General features: G+C 67.1%; 20 protein-coding genes and 2 pseudogenes. 9 read left to right on the top strand and 13 right to left on the bottom strand.

Features of this window, described 5'->3' with window-relative positions:
• The first annotated feature begins 140 nt into the window (after positions 1-140).
• Positions 141-1,376, top strand: coding sequence for a cytochrome P450 (locus tag QHF84_RS26025; protein ID WP_281316117.1), 1,236 nt, complete (start codon positions 141-143; stop codon positions 1,374-1,376).
• A gap of 51 nt (positions 1,377-1,427) precedes the next feature.
• On the opposite strand, the gene QHF84_RS26020 is transcribed toward QHF84_RS26025, so the two are convergent.
• On the bottom strand, positions 1,428-2,204 hold the full coding sequence (locus QHF84_RS26020; protein WP_348652879.1) for a MerR family transcriptional regulator: 777 nt from the start codon (positions 2,202-2,204) through the stop codon (positions 1,428-1,430).
• A 322-nt stretch (positions 2,205-2,526) separates the two neighbouring features.
• Here QHF84_RS26020 and QHF84_RS26015 point away from each other — a divergent pair, with 322 nt between their 5' ends.
• Positions 2,527-3,690: a hypothetical protein gene (locus QHF84_RS26015; RefSeq protein WP_281316115.1), complete on the top strand. Its 1,164-nt coding sequence runs from the start codon at positions 2,527-2,529 to the stop codon at positions 3,688-3,690.
• A gap of 2 nt (positions 3,691-3,692) precedes the next feature.
• On the opposite strand, the gene QHF84_RS26010 is transcribed toward QHF84_RS26015, so the two are convergent.
• The 4 genes from QHF84_RS26010 to QHF84_RS25995 form a co-directional block, all read right to left on the bottom strand.
• Positions 3,693-4,016 (bottom strand): hypothetical protein, encoded by a 324-nt coding sequence (locus QHF84_RS26010; protein WP_281316114.1) that lies wholly within the window; start codon positions 4,014-4,016, stop codon positions 3,693-3,695.
• 83 nt (positions 4,017-4,099) lie between these two features.
• Positions 4,100-4,861 carry a hypothetical protein gene (locus QHF84_RS26005; RefSeq protein WP_281316113.1) on the bottom strand — a complete coding sequence of 254 codons (762 nt, stop codon included), beginning with the start codon at positions 4,859-4,861 and terminating at the stop codon, positions 4,100-4,102.
• A 350-nt stretch (positions 4,862-5,211) separates the two neighbouring features.
• A complete protein-coding gene (locus tag QHF84_RS26000) occupies positions 5,212-5,571 on the bottom strand; it encodes an ArsC/Spx/MgsR family protein (RefSeq protein WP_281316112.1) in 360 nt (119 codons plus the stop codon).
• Positions 5,572-5,773: 202 nt separating this feature from the next.
• Positions 5,774-6,850 carry a hypothetical protein gene (locus QHF84_RS25995; RefSeq protein ID WP_281316111.1) on the bottom strand — a complete coding sequence of 359 codons (1,077 nt, stop codon included), beginning with the start codon at positions 6,848-6,850 and terminating at the stop codon, positions 5,774-5,776.
• A gap of 134 nt (positions 6,851-6,984) precedes the next feature.
• On the opposite strand from QHF84_RS25995, the pseudogene QHF84_RS50270 reads away from it, so the two are divergent.
• Positions 6,985-7,151, top strand: a pseudogene (locus QHF84_RS50270) (indole acetimide hydrolase); the annotation flags it as partial.
• Between the two features lie 56 nt (positions 7,152-7,207).
• Here QHF84_RS50270 and QHF84_RS25990 read toward each other — a convergent pair.
• Positions 7,208-7,996 (bottom strand): ABC transporter permease, encoded by a 789-nt coding sequence (locus QHF84_RS25990; RefSeq protein WP_281316110.1) that lies wholly within the window; start codon positions 7,994-7,996, stop codon positions 7,208-7,210.
• Positions 7,993-8,130: a hypothetical protein gene (locus tag QHF84_RS25985; RefSeq protein WP_281316109.1), complete on the bottom strand. Its 138-nt coding sequence runs from the start codon at positions 8,128-8,130 to the stop codon at positions 7,993-7,995. The genes QHF84_RS25990 and QHF84_RS25985 overlap by 4 nt, the downstream gene beginning before the upstream one ends.
• Here QHF84_RS25985 and QHF84_RS25980 point away from each other — a divergent pair.
• The 4 genes from QHF84_RS25980 to QHF84_RS25965 all read left to right on the top strand — a co-directional run bounded on the left by QHF84_RS25980 (position 8,129) and on the right by QHF84_RS25965 (position 10,321).
• On the top strand, positions 8,129-8,629 hold the full coding sequence (locus QHF84_RS25980) for a DUF2975 domain-containing protein (protein ID WP_281316108.1): 501 nt from the start codon (positions 8,129-8,131) through the stop codon (positions 8,627-8,629). The genes QHF84_RS25985 and QHF84_RS25980 overlap by 2 nt on opposite strands.
• The gene (locus tag QHF84_RS25975; RefSeq protein WP_281316107.1) at positions 8,629-8,865 is read left to right on the top strand and encodes a helix-turn-helix transcriptional regulator; all 237 of its coding nucleotides are present in this window, start codon (positions 8,629-8,631) and stop codon (positions 8,863-8,865) included. Before QHF84_RS25980 ends, QHF84_RS25975 begins: the two co-directional genes overlap by 1 nt.
• Positions 8,866-9,022: 157 nt before the next feature.
• On the top strand, positions 9,023-9,721 hold the full coding sequence (locus tag QHF84_RS25970; RefSeq protein ID WP_281316106.1) for a hypothetical protein: 699 nt from the start codon (positions 9,023-9,025) through the stop codon (positions 9,719-9,721).
• Positions 9,722-9,970: 249 nt separating this feature from the next.
• On the top strand, positions 9,971-10,321 hold the full coding sequence (locus QHF84_RS25965; RefSeq protein WP_281316105.1) for a hypothetical protein: 351 nt from the start codon (positions 9,971-9,973) through the stop codon (positions 10,319-10,321).
• A 100-nt stretch (positions 10,322-10,421) separates the two neighbouring features.
• On the opposite strand, the pseudogene QHF84_RS25960 reads toward QHF84_RS25965, so the two are convergent.
• A pseudogene (locus tag QHF84_RS25960) lies at positions 10,422-10,594 on the bottom strand (IS3 family transposase); the annotation flags it as partial.
• 158 nt (positions 10,595-10,752) lie between these two features.
• On the opposite strand from QHF84_RS25960, the gene QHF84_RS25955 reads away from it, so the two are divergent.
• Positions 10,753-12,447 (top strand): hypothetical protein, encoded by a 1,695-nt coding sequence (locus tag QHF84_RS25955; protein WP_281316104.1) that lies wholly within the window; start codon positions 10,753-10,755, stop codon positions 12,445-12,447.
• A gap of 95 nt (positions 12,448-12,542) precedes the next feature.
• Positions 12,543-13,448 (top strand): alpha/beta hydrolase, encoded by a 906-nt coding sequence (locus QHF84_RS25950; protein WP_281316103.1) that lies wholly within the window; start codon positions 12,543-12,545, stop codon positions 13,446-13,448.
• A 43-nt stretch (positions 13,449-13,491) separates the two neighbouring features.
• Here the strand turns inward: QHF84_RS25950 and QHF84_RS25945 are convergent, their stop codons facing one another.
• The 5 genes from QHF84_RS25945 to QHF84_RS25925 form a co-directional block, all read right to left on the bottom strand.
• Positions 13,492-15,204, bottom strand: coding sequence for an HAD-IIB family hydrolase (locus tag QHF84_RS25945; RefSeq protein ID WP_281316102.1), 1,713 nt, complete (start codon positions 15,202-15,204; stop codon positions 13,492-13,494).
• Between the two features lie 135 nt (positions 15,205-15,339).
• Positions 15,340-17,121: a hypothetical protein gene (locus QHF84_RS25940; protein ID WP_281316101.1), complete on the bottom strand. Its 1,782-nt coding sequence runs from the start codon at positions 17,119-17,121 to the stop codon at positions 15,340-15,342.
• Between the two features lie 116 nt (positions 17,122-17,237).
• On the bottom strand, positions 17,238-18,155 hold the full coding sequence (bamD, locus tag QHF84_RS25935) for an outer membrane protein assembly factor BamD (RefSeq protein WP_281316100.1): 918 nt from the start codon (positions 18,153-18,155) through the stop codon (positions 17,238-17,240).
• Positions 18,152-18,733: an RNA polymerase sigma factor gene (locus QHF84_RS25930; RefSeq protein WP_281316099.1), complete on the bottom strand. Its 582-nt coding sequence runs from the start codon at positions 18,731-18,733 to the stop codon at positions 18,152-18,154. Before QHF84_RS25930 ends, bamD begins: the two co-directional genes overlap by 4 nt.
• 58 nt (positions 18,734-18,791) lie before the next feature.
• Entirely contained in the window at positions 18,792-19,238 is a 447-nt protein-coding gene (locus QHF84_RS25925) for a hypothetical protein (protein ID WP_281316098.1), read from the bottom strand.
• Positions 19,239-19,448: the final 210 nt, after the last annotated feature.

The following is a 19,448-nucleotide window of genomic DNA, read 5'->3' as shown; positions in this document are numbered from 1 at the left end:
ACGGCTGTAAGCCCTGTGTCAGGCTGCGCCAGAAGTAGGACGCCGAGCGCAGTCGGGAATGGATGGGTGCTCCAAGAGCACGAACCGAGCAGGAAATCGCGGTTTGACCTTGACCCAAGGTCAAGGTGCACACTGGCCTCATGAACGACACCACGTCGACGGTTCCCATTCCGCACGGCCTCCCCATGGAGCGCGATGCAGGCCCCTTCGACCCGCCCCGCCGGATCACCCGGCTGCGCGAGGCTCGCCCTGTCAGTCCCATGGTCTTCCCCGACGGTCACGAGGGCTGGCTCGTCACCGGTTATGACGCGGTCCGAAAGCTCATGGCCGACACCCGGTTCAGCTCCCGCCAGGACATCGGCATTCTTCACGTGCCATACGAGGCCCCCGGCATGCCCGCCATGACCGAACCGTCCCCGCAGGTGCCGGGCTTGTTCATCGCCATGGACCCGCCGGACCACACCCGGCTGCGGAGCAAGCTCACCGGCGCCTTCACCGTCAAACGCATGAAAATGCTCGAAGAGCAGATCATCGACATTGCCGAGCGGCAACTGGACGACCTTTCGCGCCTTGCCCCGCCGGTCGACCTGGTCAAGGAATTCGCGCTGCCGGTGCCCTCGCTGGTGATCTGCGAAATGCTCGGTGTCCCCTACGTGGACCGGGGGAACTTCCAGGTCAACTCCGCCAAGTTCTTGGAGAAGGACATTCGGCTCGACGAGAAAATGGCCGCGTACGGCGCAATGACCACGTACCTTTCCGAACTGGTCACGCGCAAACGCGCCGCCCCCGGTGAAGACATCCTGTCCGACCTGGCCCGCCATGACGACCTCACCGTCGCGGAGCTGACCGGCATCGCCTTCCTGCTGCTGCTCGCGGGCCACGAGACCACCGCAAACATGCTGGCCCTCGGCACCTTCGCGCTCCTGGAGCACCCCGAGCAACTGGCCGAGCTGCGCGAAAACCCGGATCTGCTCCCCGATGCCGTCGAGGAACTCATGCGCTACCTGTCCGTGGTCGACATCCTCTATCGTTACGCCACGGAGGACATCGAGTTCGGCGGCGAAACAATTCGCAAGGGATCGACCGTCGTCGTCTCCTTGCTGGCCGCCAACCGCGACCCCCAGCGCTTCGACAACCCCGACACCCTGGACATCCACCGCAAGCCCCGCGGTCACCTGTCCTTCGGCCACGGCTTCCACCATTGCCTCGGCAACCAACTGGCCCGCATCGAGATGCGTGCCGGTTTCGAGGCACTGCTACGTCGCATCCCGACCCTCGAGCTCGCCGTCCCCGCCGGCGAAGTGAAACTCAAGACCAACATGCAGATCTACGGCGTCCACGAATTGCCGGTCACCTGGACGGAAACAACCCGGTAAAACCGACGGTGCTCGACCTCGAAGGCGGTGGCGGCCGATCGGCCGCCGCCATTACTTCGGAATGCGCACGCCCGCGGAGCGGAGTTTCTGCTCGATCAGCTTCGTCAGCCTCGCCCAGGCCAGTGCCCGGTCCTCCCCGTAGCGGCTGATCATCCCGTACCGAGCGTCGGCGTCCTCGCTGCGGCCTTGGAGGCTGGTCAGGATCGCCAGCAGCCCGGGGTTTTCGAGGAAGTGATCGACCGTGGCATTCGCGAGTTCCTCGATGCGCGGGTCGTTCGGCGCCCAGGCCGCGGCCTCCAAAGCGCGCTTGGACAACTCGACGAACTTGGTGTCGCCGAGTGCGCGCTCGACCTCGGTGAGGTAATCGTCGAAGCCTTCCGGGACCAGCGCCCTGGTCAGCACCAGGCCGTCCCGGATGTCCGCAATGGTCTCGGCGCTCAGCCCGAAGTCGGGCAGCCGGTCGAGGAACGCACGTGCCCGGTCGGGCAGCAGGACCCCGTCGCCGTCGGCGAGCCGGTGCAGCATGTCGCGTCGGGCGATCAGGTCCTCGATCCGTTTGGTGAGGCGCCGCTGGGCGGCGGCGATGGCGGCGGCGAACTGGTCGGCGTCGGCGCCGAGCATCGGCCCGATCTCGGCCAGCGGCACGCCGGCGGCGGCCAGCGTCCGGACCTGGACCAGCCGGAGTAGCTCGGCCGGTCCGTAGCGTCGGTAGCCGGAGCTGTCACGCCGAGGTTCCTCGACGAGTCCGTGCTTGTGGTAGTGCCGCACGGCCTTCACCGTGACACCGGCGAACGCCGCCGCCTGGCTGATCGTGACGCCTTTGCTCATCGGCGGAGCCGCCCCGCTGCTGGTGAATGGCGGCGCTCTCGTATGGATCTCGATGTTGATATCGGCATGCTGATCGACGCTCATCCGCGCGCAGTCGCCCGTGGTTGCCCAGCGAGTCGTACGGATAGGCGCCGTCGATGAGCATGAACCCTGACCCAAGGTCAAGGTCAAGCCCGCGCACGGATCGATCGGATGGCTTCGGGGTTCTGGTAGGGGTGCGCTCCGCAAGACACGAGGGCCGCAAGCTTGCAGCGGAGGAGCTGAAGGGCTACGCGAGGCGCCGATGCAGGTGCCGCCCCGCCCGTCCAGAGTCGGAGCACGAATGTCGGTCCTCGCGCATTGCGCATGGTTGCTCCTCGTCGGCAGCTCGCTCGCATGCAGTCGAGGCGCGCCGGCGCCCGCCCCGCCGCGCACGCTCGACGCCGCCGCCCCTCCGCCGCCTGCACCAGCGCAGAAGGTGACCAGACCAACCTGGACCGCTCCGATCACCGTCCCACGAGAAGCCACTTTTCGCGATTTCGTCGCGCGAGCCCGCGACGTTGCGCCGGCCAAGCGGGCCGGCGACTGCCTCGTACGAGAGGACGAGACCAGCGCGCTCGTGCTCGAAGCGCTCGACGTCGACGAAGGCGACCTCCCCGACCCTCCCGACGATCTCGATGCATTGCTCGACCGCAACGTCTACGTCGCTGGCGACATCGCGTGGGGCACCCGACTCGTGCGTCCTCTCGTCACGGATGGCGGGAACTACCTCGATCTCGTTGCGCTCACGCCCGTCCCACGTCTCGTCTTCCGCGCGAACACGCTGGTCCTGGTCGTCACGGACCGTACGGTCTACATCGGCGCGAACGGTACCGTGGGGTTTCAGCATCTCGAGAAGTTCCCGCCCCGGCTCATGACCGCCGCTCTCGAGCAGGTGGCCGTGTGGATCGTCGCGGCCGAAGGCGCGGCGCCGCTCACGCGCGTACAGGAGGCGCTCGACACGCTCCGCGAGGCCAAAGGCAGCGTCGTCCTCGCGACGCCGCTTCCGACGGCAGCGCCGGGCCCGACCGCGTTGACGAGCCCTCACTGGCCCGTGCCGACCGAAGTGCCCGAGCGCTGCCGACCGGGCGTGTACGAGAGCACGGCGATCCAGCCCCGAGGGGATTACAGCTACGAGAGGTCCGGAACTCTGCTCACGGTGTCCCAGCGCGCAGCGTCCACGTGCCGGACCAAGCTTCCCACAGGGGTCGGCGGGACGCTCGACGTCCATGCTCTGATCCAGCCCGACGGGAGCGTGAAGGACGCATGCATCGACAGCGACGACGCTCTCGATGGCACGATTCGCTCGTGTCTCGTCGACGCCATGCGGCACACCGCCTTCCCCCCAGCCGACAAGAGGCCCGGATGGGTGGCCTTTGGAACACGCGTCTCCGTGGCGGGGCCCCCGATCCGCGGCACCTGCGACCCACACTCGGCCGCCCCCGCGACAGGGAGCGGCTCACCATAACCTCACTTCTGACACTCGCCGTCGACCGCCCGGCAAGCGCCCTCGTCCTTGCACATCGCCGAGGCCTTGCAGCTCGCCTCGTCGGCCTCGCACCGGCCCTTCTTGCCCAGCACGCAGAGCCCCGCGTGCTCACACTGCTCTGCCGCCCGGCAAGACTCCGCCGTCGCGACACACTCGCCATTGGCGAACGTGCATCGCCCGAATCCACCGCAAAGCATTTCCGCCTTGCAGCTCTCGGCCGTCGCAATGCACTTGCCATCCTGCGCGGTGCACCTGCCATCGAACCCGCAGACCGTCTGGTACGATAACCCGATCCGTTGACCCATAGGTATGCAAAGAAGTCAGCATACCGTTTGATTCTGCGGCGCCGCCGATTGCACAGAACGGTTCGTAGAGACCGAGCGCAGGTTCAGGGGGCGGCCGGCGTCACGCACACCGAGACGGTCATGCCGCAGGCGTTGCAGGGCTGGTTGTGGCAGGGATTGATGCTCACCTCCTGGCACGTGCCGCCGGAGATGGGGCAATCGAAGTCGCCGGTGCAATCCGTCACGGCGAAGCAGCCCGCCTCCGGGAGGGCCGGCATCCCGCAGCCCGGGACGAGCCAGCGGCAGCCTGCGTCCGCGCCGCACTCCGTCTCGTTCTTGTAGGAAACACAATAGTCGGGGGGCGGGGGATTGCAGGTCGATATGCCCTCGGTGGTCCAGACCGCGCCATCACACGAGGCCGTCTGCTCCTCCGGACCGCAGCCGTAATCGACAATGTAGCTGCACGTGGTCACGTAGCTGCAAAGCGCTCCCGACGCCGGCGCTTCGGGCGGGCATGGGTCGACGGGGGGCGGATTGCACCCGCTCGTCATGTGCCATGTCCCCTCTTCGCAATAATATAACTCCACGCATCCGATGTCGTACTCGCACGAGAGCGGCTCGGTACACGGCGTGTTCGTGTCGGGCGGCGTCGCGGGGCACTCGGATGTCTCGACAGGAGGCGGGTTCTCGGTCTCGGTGGGAGGCGGGTTCTCGGTCTCGGTGGGAGGGTTCTCGGTCTCGGTGGGAGGCGGGTTCGACGTGACGGTGGTGATACACCCGGGCAACAACACGACGGCGGTCGCGGCCTGGGCGATGGTGACGACAAAAGGCTTTCGGCGGGGCTTCCGTTTGCGGGGAAAAGACATGGTCTTCATCTCCGGAGATGGCTCAGCATGGCGCAACCAGGCGCCAGGAGCGGTCAGGATTCCTTGAACTTGCAATAATCGTGCACGGGCGCGTCGAGGGAACGTCTTCGTTCCGGCTGCCGCCGCGTCGGCCTCGTGGGAGATTTCGCCGCGGAGATACGAGATCGATATGCTCGCGTGTCCGAGCCCGAAAACTGGGCAGGTTGTCCCGAAGATCGATGCTTCTGTTGCGAAATTCCAATGATTCGCAACTTCCGCACGATCACGACCGAACGCTGGCGAGCACCTTGGCAGCGGGAAGCCCTACCATCCGCCTCATGCATAACGAAGACAAAGCTTGCGGCGACAGATCACCGCGCCTTTTCGGCGTCCGCGAGCACCTTCCATGCGGACTCGTCCGCGCCCACCGCCGAGCGCGCCCCGGAGCGCACGATGGGCGTGCGGAGCAGCAGCGGATCCTCCAGGAGCAGCTCGGCGAGGCGTGCCTCGGTCGGGGCGCTGTACTGGAGCCCGCGCTCCTTCACGCGTGGACTCTCCGCATCGTAGAGCGCGCGCATGCCGCCCACGGCACGCGCGACGCTGGCGAGCTCTCCCTTGGAGAGTCCCTTTTCGCGCAGGTCGACGCTCTGCACCTTGATGCCGCGCTCTGCAAAGAACCGCTGCGCCGCACGCGTCGCTTTGCATTTCGTCGTGCCGAAAATCTGGATCACGGTAGGGCCACCCTAGCACGGGCGCACGCGAACAGGGCGACCCACCGAGCAGCTCGTGAGTTTGGTAGTTCATGATACCATCCTCCTCGCTCGCAGCCGTTTTCCTCGAGGTGCTTGGTGGCGCGCGGACCGAAACCTGAGCATCCACCGGTATCTGACAGACGCCGCGGAGTGATCTCGTCGGGGCTTCGGGCCGGTCGGCTCATGGACACGGGGTCCACCGCGTCTCCAAGGTGTAACTGTCGAGGAAAATCTTGCCGAATTTCGTCTCCGGGCTGCCCTCTGCATTGCGCGCGGCGACGACGCCTCTCACGCGACATCGCGCGGGGAACTTGTCCCCGGTTTTGCGAAAAATCACGTCGACGTTCATGGTGGCCCTGACGACCTCGCGGCCCTCGTACTCTTTTCTCCACTTGTCGAGGGCGTAGGAGACCCGCACGATCTGAAGGTCACGAAACCAGGAATGAGCCCGCACGAGCTTGTTGATCTCGCGCAAGGTCGCGGGGTCTCCGCTCTCCGATGTCTCGACGTTCGCCGAAAGCTCGGCCTTGAACGCAGCCTCGCTCGGAACCTTGATGGTCACCGTCCCCTCGGCAAAGATCTCGGTGCGTTTCTCGTCCGCGAGCGTGAGCTTCAGCGTGTTGTCGCCCACGTGCATCATGGGGATGATGCGCTTGTGAAACTCCTCCCAGGTCCGCGCCCAGGGTCGATCGCTCTTCAGGTTGTTCGCCCAGACCCCCGCATAGACGCTCGCCGGCATGCCCATGTGCGTATCAAACGCCTGCGGACCAACCCCGCCTTGAACCGGCGTGATCGAGTCGCCGTGAAGCTCGACACGGCCGAGCGCCCCGAAATCCGCACCCTGGATGATCTCATTGTCGGCACAGGCGGCGGGCTCGCCGTTGACCTCTGCGTACAACACGACGAATTTCGGGGCCTCCGCCCCGTAGGCCCCCCCATAGGCATGGATGAACAGCGGGTCTCCAAGCGTCCACGTGTCGATCGCGATCGAGGCGTTGCTGGCGTCCGCCTTCAGCGGCTTGTTCGCGAAGAGGATCCGGCGCTGATACGGCGCCGCGACGACAGGAAAGCTCGACTCTTTGGGCTTTTTCGGCTCTTTCGCGGCAGCGGCAGCCTCGGGTTTCGCCGGCTCCTCCTCCGGGGCATTCGCCTCTCGAATGAGCTCAGCGCCACCGCGAAGGAGGTCAATGCAACCCGGTAGGCACCCGAGACTGACAGCGAGGAGGCAGCTACGCAGGACACGAGGAAGGAAACGCATCGCCGCGACGGTAGCGGAGCGCTGGCGAAACGCTAGGCTTTTCCGCCTCCGCTGCAGCACGAGCAAGAGCCCAAGACCGATCCAGGGGGCCCCGCTCGACGAGCCGCCGACGCCGGTCCCGGGAAGGACACGCGCGTGTGACGACGGCCATGCGCCTCTGCACGCCAGCAGCTTCGTCGGGGTGCCTGCCGTCGCGGTCCCGGTGGGGATCTTCGGCGGCCTGCCCCAGGGCGTGCAGATCATCGGCGCAATGTACCGAGAGGACCTCTGTCTCGATGCGGCGCAGGCAATCGAGGGCTGAATCTCGGTGCACCTCCGTGCAATGACCCGCTGACGAGCAAGGGGGAGGCGGAGCGCTCAGCCCTTCTCCTTCCGGGTCGCGAACAGCCAATAATAACCGGCGGTCGTGAACAGGAGGAAGTACCCGATCGCCATGGCATGGATGTCGACCGCAGGCGCGGCGACTTTGCCACGGGCCCCCTCCTTCAGGTACTCGATCATCGTATAGGAGTACGGAATCAGGAAGCTCCACTGCCAGGAGAGCGCGGCCAACGTGCCTACCCAGAGCATGAACCCAATTCCGACCGGGATCAGAAAGTTCCTGAACCGCAAGCTGATCGCGTACTGCAGCGCCACGATCGGAAGGCAGTCCAGGAAGAACAGCAGATTCTCCCCGATGAATCGGGCATGGGGTATGGGGCCCATTGGATACGGGACGCCCGGCACGAGCAGATGCGGGATCACTGCCGACAGGTAGATCCCAACATTGAACAGCAGGAAGAACTGGACGAGCATCAAGAGGATGATCGCGAGCTTGGAGAAGTAGATCGTCGCCACGCTCAATGGCAACGTATGCAAAAGCTTCCAGGCGTTGTTCTTGTATTCGATCTGCGTGATCAGCGTCGTCGCCAGGGTCCCCCCGATGGGCAGGAAGAAGATCGCCGCCGATTCCCACGAATTCCTCCACAACAGCTGCCAGAAGCCGTCCGAGGCGTAGAGGCTCGGCAGTCCTTCGCGATGAATCAGTCGGGCCACGATGATGATGGCCGGCGTGAAGAACGCCCCCACGATCACCATCCACGAGGCGAGGCTCCTCCGCTGCTTGAGCCACTCGCTATGAAGACTGTGGAAGAAGACCCGGCTCACGAGCGCCCCTCGATCAGATCCATGAAGATGGTCTCGAGATCGGTCCTGGCCACCTGGAGCTCGTACACGTCGAGCCCGTGGCCCACGAGGGACCGGTTCACCGCGGCGATTTCTTCATCGGAGGCCTGGGGCATGGCGACCTTTCCTTCATCGGCTCGGGCGGAGATTCCCTGGTCCGCGAGGATCCGTAGGGCCTTGCCGTCTGGCGCTGCTGTCGGCGTTGCTGGTGCTCGAACGGTTCTCCGCCGCCACGATCGCCCTGTTCCGGGACGGCGGCGGAGAATCGGCGCGCCGTCTGGCCATGCAGGACGTGGCAGCGTGTCCCGAGGTGTTTTATCTGCTGGCGCTGTGGGGGGCCCGGCAGGCGCTGCCGCATTCTCGCGAGGCGAGCTCTTCACCCCAACGATCACCCGGGCCCTGCGTCGCGTCGGGATCATGCTGGCGGCCGGCGCGCTGATGAGCGTCTTCATCGTCCCGAGCTTGACGCGCGCGCTCGGTTTCGGGCCCGGCTATGTGATCGCCTACGACGTGGGTGGACTCGTCCTCGGCGCGGTCGGTCTTGCGCTGACGCTCCTCGCCAATGTCCTTTCGCATGCCTTCGCTCTGCAAAGCGAACTCGACGAGATCTTCTGATGCCGATCCGAATCACGCTGGACGACGTGCTCGCCAGAAAGGGCATGAAGGCGAAGCAGCTCGCCGCGCTGATAGGGGTGAGCCAGACGCACCTGTCCTTGTTCCGCTCGGGCAAGGTCCGCGGAGTCCGGTTTTCGACCCTGTCCAAGCTCTGCGCGGTGCTCGAATGCGAGCCGGGCGATCTGATCAAGTACGACCATGACCCCGCGGATCTGCTGGCCGGGGACGAGGAATGATCCGAGCTGAATCCGGGGTGGACCGTAGCATCGGCGCCGTCCTCACGGGACCCTCCCACGCGTACCGGGTCGAGCGCCGTTGCGGGTAGATAAGGCCAATCGTGCGTGCCCGCCTCTGTAGAATTATCCACCCGCTCACCCGTCTCTACGCCCGCCCATGAAAACCGCGCTCCACCATTCCCCGCTGCTCCTGCTCGTCGCCTGCGCGCCCTCCGGTCCCGCCACGGAGACGGCCGAGCCAGTCGAGACGTGGAAGCGCGAGGCGCTCGCCCTCCGAAAGGAATACGAGAACCGCGCCCCCGACCCATGGGACGGTACCCTCCGGCAGATCGCCGAGCTGCTCGACAAGCCGGATCCGCCCGCCGTCGTCGGACCGGAGCTGAAGATCCTCCCCGCGGGTGATGCCCCCATCGCCTGGCCAGCGCCGAAGGAGGGAGTGCTCACGGTGCGGTACCGCATCGAGCGCCGGGACTGCAGCCCCGGCGGCTCCGACATGGGGTACCACCTGGCCGCGCTCTGCCCGGTGGAAACGCCACCGGGCACCGCACCGGTGGCGGAGCGGATCGACTCGGGATACGTGGGAGAACAAACCTTCACGGACGTCACGGTGGAGAAAATCGAGGTGCCCTCGCCGCGGTGCGAGCTGCGCCTCTACGCCCGCGACCACCACGCGAGCCAGCTCTGCACGGCCCGGGGCCCCAAGCTCCCCGCGTCGTGGAGCGGCGCGGCCGTCTTCGACGCCGGCACCATCGGGCTCGACAAGGTCCGCTGCGAGCGCGACGTGCTCGCAGACCGGATGCTCTTCCGGCGCGAACTCATGTGGCGCTGGGAGCGGCGTAACGCTGGCAAGCGCTGAACCACGCCCCGTTTGTCGATGTCGCCCTACGATCGGAAGGGGATGGGTCCAGGTCGGACCCTACCGTTCTACTGCGACGTGACGTGAAACCTCTTCAACAGGTTGCCGCCCACGTTGTCTTTCACCTGCTCGAATCTGCTCAGGACGGCTCGACGGAGGCCGGCTCGGCTCAAGATCCCGTTTAAGCTTCGCGCGGCGCGGAGCGCTCCGTTGGCGGTGCGCCCATTGCCGCGACGAAGGGAGGGGATCATGAATAAATCCGTGAAAATCGCAGGCATCATCGCGCTTTCCACCGCCGCGGCGGCGGGCACCTCGCTCGTCGCCTCGGACGCGCGGGCGGACGACGAAGACAACCTCGCGATGGCGAACGACGACGACGCGATCGAGGGGAACACGGACGAGAGCCTCGACGCGCTCGAGGCGCAGCCGCGGTGGTGGTGGGACGGCAATCGCTGGTGGTACGGCAATCGCTGGTGGGATGGCAATCGCTGGTGGTACGGCAATCGCTGGTGGGATGGCAATCGCTGGTGGTACGGCAATCGCTGGTGGTACGGCGGCAATCGCTGGTGGCACGGCGGCAATCGCTGGTGGCGTTGGTAATCCATTGACCTTGGCCGTACGCGCATGATTACCCGTTCGCTGGCCTCGCGCCGGCGAACGGCTTTTTGTGGACAGGAAGCGTCGAGGTCGTTGTCCCTAGGTTGTACCAACGGACAACCCCCTCGACCCACGCTCTTGCCTCCGCGAGGCTTCCAAACGGCCTTCCTGGATACTCTGGCCGATCCTTCACCGTGCGAAAGAGCTGCGGCCTGCTGAACGACGGCACGACGCCCAGGCCATCATCGTCGAGCCCTTCATAGGACCGCCGTCATCGATAAGCGAGGTGAAACCGATCGCGTCGGTTTCCGTGGCGCACATCGTGCGTCGCCCAGGGCGACCGAAGACCGGCTTGCTTGCCGTGTCGGGTGTCGACGAAAGCCGGGTGGATGATGGGCAAACGGGAATTTCGATGGCTGGGCCTGACGCTTGGTATGGCCTTGCTCGTCGTCGGCACGCACCTCATCTGGCCGCGCGGAGGAGCTGGAGGCAAAGCTTCCGTGGCCACGGTGACCTATGCCTGGCTGCAGCAGCAGGGGCCTCATGGGCCGAGCATCACGGTCGACCTGTACGCGCCCGGAACGTCGAACGAGCGCGGGCCGCTGGTCGTTTTCCTCCAGGGGAATGAGCCTTCCCAGCCCGACGAGCGCCAGGCTTTCGCCGCGAACGTCGGCGACTCGCTACAGCGAAACGGCATAACCGTCGCAGCAGTCTCGTTCGACGTCCACGAAGGCCAGACGCTGCGCGGGTGCGCCGCAGATGTCGCCAGGATCGTGAAACACGCGACCGACGCCCGCGCGCCGACGCGCTTGGTGCTCGTCGGTCGCGGCCTCGGCGCGTGGATGGCGTCGATGCTCGCGCTCGACAGACGGCTCCTCGAGGGGGCCGGCATGGATCCCAAGCGCGTCGACGGTGTCATCTTGTTCCGCGGCACCTACGACCTGAGCGAAGCGGCGCTCGAGGGGCACCCGGACGCGGCGTTTTTTGCCGGCTCGGTCGAAGATCGCAACGAGTCCTCGCCCATCGCTTATGCGCGCTCGGACTCGCCGCCGTTCCTGATGCTTTCCGGCGGGGACGACGATGAGAGCAACTGGGCGCCCCTCGCGCGGTCCTTCGCGCGGGCTCTGTGGAAGGCTGGCGCGCGTGACGTCGACGATTTCGTGGTCCCCGGGCGCGACACCCACAGCATCTTGCACTGGGGCGACGAGGGAAACGACGTCGGCGATCTGGTGTTTCGATTCGTCGCCTCCGGCCCCGACGAGCTCCCCCTCGACAACCCGTTCGGCGTGCTCCACCGCTGGGGCGCCCATCCACCGCTCGATCTGTCGGACCTCCGCAAGGATCCCAAAGCCATCGTCACCTACCCGGTCGACGACAACGTGCGCCGGACGATGACGTCCTTGTTCGGCCCAATGCCGATCGAGCTCTACCCCTATGTCGGCAAGACGTACCAGGCCATCGATTTGCTCAGCTATCTGGCCGGTCGGCCAGAGTCCGAGGTCGGCAAGGGGAACTGGCTGGTGGTCTCGAACCTTCGCGGCGAGCAGGAGTATTTTCGGCGCGACGTGTTGGAGAAGGTGCAGCCGGTCATCGTGGTCGGGCTCGACGACGAGGACAACCTTTACCGCGTGGCCACCTTCTACCGCTCGAAGCGCGCCTACTCGTGGATCAAGGGTGAGGAGCCGATGCCGGTGATGATCCGGCCGCTCGGCGCGTTCCTTCACTTCCGAACGCCGCTGCCGAACATCCTGAGCAAGACGACTTACACGTTCGGACTCGACGCGACGAGCTTTCATTGGGTGGAGACCGATCCGCTCGCGCCGATGCGCTCGCTCCCCCGAGGGCTGCGTGAGGTGATGATCGGCGAGCAAGGGTGCCTCAGTTGCCACGAGTTCCGTGGCATCGGCACGCGGTCACACCACACGCTCGCGGCGACTGGCAAACCCTACGGCGCGTTCGCGCTGCCGCTCGAGGAGTATCCGACCGAGGTGTTGCGCCGCTTCTTGTTCGACCAGGATGCCGTGGCCGAGAGCTTCGGCGTCAACCCGTTTCCGGTGGAGAGGAACGTCGCCACGCAGCTCCTCGACATGGTGACGCGCGAGAAGAACAAAACCGAGAAAGAGAAGTAGCCATGGCGCAACCTCTCAAGATTTTTCTCTCTGCTCGCGCTCGCGCTTTGCTGGCGCCGGGGCATGGCTCTCTGCGCTCGGGATACGAGCGAGGCATGAGGGCCGAGCTTCGCCTTGGGCTTTTGGGGATCTGCGCCGCGCTGCTCTTCGCCTGCGCCGCGCCCGAAGGAAATGCCGGGCCGCGCCCGTCGCCCACGACGACGCCGGAGGTCGACGCAGGCCCACGCCCGAAAGAGCGGATCTCGTATGGCTCGGATCCCTTGCAATTCGGCGATCTGCGCGTCCCGAGCCGGGCGGGGCCTTTCCCGGTTGCCGTGGTGATCCACGGGGGCTGCTGGGTCAACGAATATGGCCTCGATTTGATGGACTCCATGAGCGAGTCCTTGCGCGCCGCCGGCGTCGCGACGTGGAACATCGAGTACCGCCGGATCGGAGACACGGGCGGCGGATACCCGAACACGATGCTCGACGTCGGAATGGCGGTGGATGCGGTCCGCGCGCTCGCGCCAAAGTACGAGCTCGACCTCGAAAAAGTCGTCACCGTGGGGCATTCGGCGGGCGGGCATCTCGGCGTCTGGGTCGCGGCGCGATCGAAGTTGTCGCCGCAGAGCGCGCTCCATGGACAGGATCCGTTGCCGATCCGCGCCGCCGTCTCGCTCGCGGGGATCCTCGATTTGAAGGAGTCCATCTCGCTCGGCGTGTGCAATGGCCTCGCCGCGAAGCTCGTCGGAGGCTCGCCCATGGAGGTGCCGGTTCGTTATGCCGAGGTCTCGCCCGCGAGCCTCTTGCCGATCGGCGTGCGGCAGGTCTTGATCCACGGTACGGCCGACTTGATCGTCCCTTCGTCGATGAGCGACCATTTCCTCAGGGTCGCGAAGGCCGCGGGCGAGCCGGATATCAAGCTCGTTTCGATCGCCGACGCTGATCATTTCGCCGTGATCGAGCCATCCTCGCCGAAATGGGCCGACGTGATGGCGGCAATCCTGGCCGCTTTTCGTTGAGGGTCGATGGTTCCGCGCCACGAAACATGGAAGATTTGCACGACTACGGCCTGGCAGGCAGCGTGTAGCGGGTCGTGATGGCTTCGGAGATCAACGCGCGGCTCTGCCGGGGCGTGAGATCCGTGCGCGCGGCGATCTCCGCTGCCGTCGCTGACAAGGCAGGGTCCTTGACCGCTTCGGCAAACCAACGCGTGTAATCGCCCTGCGCGAGGTGGTAGAGCCACGTCTCGTCGTCGACCCCTTCTGCAATCTCGACGAATACGGCCAGGTTACGGGCACGAAGGTTCAGCCGATCGTCCGGGCCCCGGAAATAAAAGCTCTTTTCGCGAAGGTTGCCCTCGGCGTACTTCCGAAGGTGCCTCAGGTGCTCCCCCCGCCCTGGCGCCGGCGTCACCCAGCGCGGCGCGTGACCCGCGCCGCGGTTCCATACGAGCACATCCCCAGGGCGCGGAGGCGCGGTCACCTGAGGGGGTTGAACTCCGATCGCCACGCTGAAAGCAACAAGCTCCGGTTCCGGGATCGGGCCGACCGAGATCACGACGTCGATACGTTCGAGTATCGGTACGGCAATCTCGTCGGCATGGAGCGTGACGAGGACGAGCTCGCCCACCTCCTGCGGAAATGTCAGGGATACGGGCCCCCAGGCGGACGGCCAGACATGGTGCGCCTCGTCAATCAGGATCCAGTGGGGTCGACCCGTCCGGGCACGCATCGATTGCAGCCGCGGGAAGAGCTGCTCGAGGAACGCAGGCCTGTCGCCGAGCGCGATTGCAAGGAGATTGACCGACACGTCTGTGTCGGGGTTGTCGAGCACGCGCAAAATTTCGTCGATGCTCGGTGGACGACGAATGTCCCCGAGCTCGATGGCGTCTTCGAATCGAGAATAGTCCCCCTCGGGATCGATCGCGATGAACTGGTACGATTGCTCCGCCAGCCGTTCGAGCAGCGCCATTGCGAATGTCGTCTTGCCGCTGCCGGACGGGCCCACCACGAGGACGTTGCGTCCGTACGGAGGGATGAGCAGCGGCTGACCGTCGTCCGTCGTGCCGAGGAGCGCGTGCCGGCGCGTCAGGCGGGGCTCGACGTGGCGCAGGTCGTCGTCGATGAGCCCGTCGATCAGCTCGACGACCCCCCGCCCGTTTTCGCCTTTCGTCACGAGGTCCGCGCGCTCCCTGAGCGATGGAACGGCGTCGGCCGTCGTCGCGGAGCACTCGCAGAGCGCGAGGAAGGCGTGATCGTTCTCGGCATTGCCGATGCCTACGACCTCGTGCGGCGACATTCCGAGCTCTTGCAAGGCGGCCCGGAGACCGCTGCCTTTGCCGACCTCGGCAGGGAGCACCATCAGTGCGTCCTGGTTATACACCATCCGTAACTCGAGGCCGCTCTGTCGAATCACGTCGAGCACCACATGATCCTGCGAGGCGTGGGTCGCGACGATGGCGCGACCCACAGAGAGAGAATCGACGCCCTTTTCGCGAAGCTTATCGACGAACCACGGCGGCGGCGCTTCCGCGAGGACGCGTTCTTCGCGTCCGACGGGACGATAAAGGACGGCGCCGTTCTCGGCCACGATGCGATCAAAGAGCTCGGGGCGAGGGAGGATGGCCAACAAGTCGCGGAGCACGCGTCCGGTCACGAGCACCACCTTCCGGCCGGTCGCGCGGAGGCGCTCGAGCGCTGCGAGGGTCTCGTCGGTGACCGCGCCGTGCTTGGCGAGCGTGCCGTCGTAGTCGCATGTGAGCGCGAGGTATCGCATGCGCGCACTCTTGCGCGGCACCGGGGGACGTCAATCGGTGGCGCATGGTCACGGTGGGCTTGTCTGGCCGCACCCATCAACTCGACCGGTAACGCACGTGTTTCGAGCTCGTTCGCCCGGCGCGAGCGCGGCGGCTCAGAGTCGGCTCGCGAGTCGCTCGACGAGCGCCCGGATCACCGGCCGATACGCGTAATCGTCCGCGCTCGGATCCGTGAGGTTACTCGGGCAGATCGAGGTGAGCACGCCCTGGTTCCCCACGCCCTCGATCAGGCTCATCGTGCGGGGGCTGGGATACGCCTTGGCCGCGACCTGCAGCGTACGCGCCCCGCCGTTGTTCGGGTCGGGCGCGCAGAGGGGGTTATCGTTGTTCGGCTCGGAGCAATCGCAGGACTCATGGCTCGGGTCGGAGCAATCCCGCGGCGTGAGCAGGGGGAACGTGCAGGCGTATTGCAGGTCGTTGTCCCCGATGGTGCGATCGCCCCCGTTGATCGGGTTCCCGGCCGTGACGCCCGAGCGCTTCTCGATCGACTCGATCATGTACGGGTTCGTCGGCGCCGTGCCCGTCGCCGGATCACCCAGGATGGCGTCCCAGGTCCCGCTCTCCGCGAGCTCCGTCGGGCTCTTGTAACCGGCCGAGAGGTTCGACGGGTCGCGGGCGATGTCCTGCCAGGGGACGCCGACGATGCCTGCCACGAAGACGAGCCCCGGATCGCGCACGTTCGCGTTCGTATCGCTCGGATCCAGGTCCGAAAAGATCGGATTCGGGACGAGCTCACCCGCGCGATTCGGGACCGTGGCCTGAGTCAACGCGCCGATGTATCGATCCACCGGGTAGAGGAAATCGATCCCGAAGCGGCGCTTCTGGTCGAAGCAACGCAGATTGGGGTCGTCCTCCCCCGCGTTCAGCAAGGCGACCTGCCCCGTGGAATCGAGGCAGGTAGGATCGGCGGGGCAATCGCCCTGAGGCATCGCGCACGATTTGCAGCACGGATCGTTCGGGTCCGCCGCGCATTCGGCTCTCGGCCGCGGCAACTTCAAGGGGGCGCCGCCGGGCGTGCGGAGCTGGGCCGCTATGAAGGATTGCCCCGACTCCTTGATCGAGCAGTCGTTCTCGTCGGTCAGCGTCAGGATCACGAGCATCGAGTCGGGCCGGAGGAAGCTCGCGCGCTGGGCGAGCAGATCGGTGTCGAGGCCCTGGGGTGTGGCCTCGCCGTTCACGACGCTGATCGATGCGTGAGGCTCGGGATCGACCAGGAAGCGATACCAGCTCTCGAGCTGCGACTCGTATCCGCAGCCCTTCTGGCCGACGCCGCGGATCATGTCCGCGAGGTTCGTCGCGAGCTCGCTCGGATCACTCGTCCCCGGAGGAGAAAACGCGCCCTTGGGATCCCAGGCGAGGAACCCCTTGCCGTCGTACGTCGGGGCCTGCCCCCCGCCGCACACATCGGTGCGCGAGAGCAGGTGACCCTTGTCGTTGTTCGTCAGGTTGGAGCCCGGCGAGCAGGCCAAGTCGTTCGAGTCGACGTCCGGGCAAGAGTCGGAGCCGTGGCCGCCGAGGCTCGAGCTGATCACGCCGACATGGATGTCGGTCATGGGCACGTGCCGCCGCATCTGGCCGGGGGGACAGGGGTCGAGCGCGCTCGCCGGATTCGATGCGACGGCGCCGTTCGAATCGACGCAGGGCGGATTCGCCAGCGATTGCACGAGATCCTGCGTCGCGCGCGCGAGGACTTCGTGTTTGTCGGCCATGGACCTCGAATTGTCCACGACGAGCAGGATGTCGACTTTGTCCGCCTTCGGGAGCGGCCCGCCGTTGCCATTGCTGCCGCCCACGTTGACGGCGCCCTGACACGCGATCCCCGTCGCGCCGAGGCCCAGAATACACGAAACCATTGCGATCGCAGACCGCTTGCGCATGACGCTTCTCCTTACCATTGCAGGCGGCGCCGCCGGAGGTCGGCCGGCGCCCTGGTTCGTGTGAGGTGGGTGGAGCGAGGCGCCGGGCGCCATTTCAAAAAAAGATGCCCGTTTTTTTATCGGACGAAACCTCGGATCTTCATGGCGTGAGGGCTCGTCGGGTAGGCACGGAGGAATGCGGCGGCGCGCTCCGAGGCGGCGGCGCTCTGGCCGGCGCGGGCGAGGGCCTCGATGGCGAGGGCTTCACGCTCCTGCTCCAGGGTGCCGTTCGGAAAACGACCACCCATGGCCTCGAGCTTCTGCAGGGCGGAAGCCGTGTCGCCGCCTCGCAGCGCGGCGCGCGCGTCGCCGAGCGCCGTTTTTTCCTCGCGCAGTCGGCTTTCGCGCTTGGCGCGGGCCACCTCCGGATTCACGCTCGGCGGCGGGGCAGCGGGCTCTGTCGGGGACGCGCTCGCCGAGGGGGAAAGCCTGGGGGGCGGCGCGCTCTTCGGGGCCCCGTCCGCCACGGGCGGCGGGAGCGCCGGCGTGGCTTCGGGCGGCGGGACGTCCGGCGCCGCCGTCACGGGGGGCGCCACGATCTCCGCGGCCGCGGTCGGCTCCACCTTCGGCGCGTCCGGTGGGGCCTCCTTCGCCGGGACGAGCGCGGCGACGGCGCCTGCGACGATCGCCGTGCTCAGAAGCCCGACGACCAGCCCTTTCGTGACGCCGAACACCCCCGAAGCGCCGCCGACCGTCGACGAGCTCGCCGTCGCCACCTGGGCAGGCGCCCCCGCAGGTGTCCCCGCGCCGCCCGAGGAGCCACCGCCGGAGCCTCCGCCGTCCCCTCCCCCTCCGCCGTCCCCTCCCCCTCCGCCGTCCCCTCCCCCTCCGCCGTCCCCTCCACCGCCGTCCGGACCGATCTTGGCGCTCAGGGCAGCCCAGATCGCGTCTTCCGCGCCGGCGGGCGGATCCATGTCGAGACCCGCTCGAAGGAGCGCGCGCTCGTGGGGCGCGGCGTCTGCATCTTCCTCCACCCATCGCCTGGGGTCGCTCATCGCTTCCCTCCTGCCGGACTCGTGAGGGGCCCCGCCGGGACCTTCGGGGACGGGGGCGCCGGCACGTGGAATCGGTCGCGCGCCTGTGAGCGCGCCGCGCCGCGCCGGAAGGCCTCGCGGGCGAGCCGGAGGCGCGAGTACACGGTGCCCAGGGGCAGCTCCAGGGTCTGGGCGATGTCCTCGCCCGTCATGCCTTCGAGCTCGAAGAGCGTGAACACTGCGCGTTGATCGAGCGGGAGCTCATCGAGCAGCGCTTCGAGTTGCGCGAGCCCTTGCCGGCGCTCGGCCTCCGCGGCGACGTCGGCGCGCTCGTCGGGCGCGTCGAGCAAGAGCTCGTCGCCGCCGTCTCGGCGCGCGGCGACCCGGGCGGCCTTGCGCCGGTCGCCGGCGACCCGGAAGCAGATGCCGAAGATCCAGGTGCTCACCTTCGATCGTCCCTCGAACGTGGGAAGCCGCCGGTGGACCACGAGGAAGACGTCCTGCAGGGCGTCGGGCAGATCGGCCTCCCGGATCCCGAGGCGTCGGAGGGAGCGCCAGACGAACGGGAAGTGCTCGTCGTAGAGCTGCCGGAAGTTCATGGGGTGCGGTGGTCCGCGGTCATGGCCCCTGGTGGGTGGAGGGAGGGCTGCATCGCCATCACGGAATCGGAAAGCGGAGTCCGGCGCCGAGGAGGCCGCCGATGGATGCGGGCTGGAAGGCGGTGACGGTCCGGGTCGTGGCGAGGGGCGGCGCGTCGCCGGTAGGCTGGTCGACGGTGAAGGCCTGCGAGAGGAGCGGGACGGCGAAGCCGAGGCGGACGGACCAACCGAGGCGGCCGACGAGGGGGCCTTCGAGGAGCCCCGTGCCGCCGAGGGCGATCCAGGGCCGCGTGCCCTCGCGATTCTCCTCCAAGCCGCGGCCCTCGCCGTGAACGGCCCCGAGGAAGGGCTGGGCGCACAAGGAGAGGCTGACGCCGCGGGGCCGGCCGAGGACGGCGCCGCACGCGCGAGCGGTGGCGACGACGAGCCAGAGGTGGACCTCGCCCGGCGGGAAGTCGACGGAGCTCCAGGGGAGGCCGAGCACGCCGACGCCGAAGGAGGCCACGCCGAGACGGAGAGTGACCTCGCCGCTCACGCCGACGGAAGACGGCGTGAGGAATCCGACGGTTGATGCAGCCCCGACGTCGAAGCCGAGGTGCCAGGAGGCCGGAGGCGGTGGCGGTGGCGGCGCCGGCGGTGGCGGTGGCGGCGGCGGCGGTGGCGGCGCCGGCGGTGGCGGCGGCGGCGGTGGTGGCGGCGGCGGTGGCGGTGGCGG

It is taken from the genome of Polyangium sp. y55x31 (genome assembly GCF_029946505.1).
Classification (GTDB): Bacteria; Myxococcota_A; Polyangia; order Polyangiales; family Polyangiaceae; genus Polyangium.
This window is presented reverse-complemented; position numbering and strand designations above follow the sequence as displayed.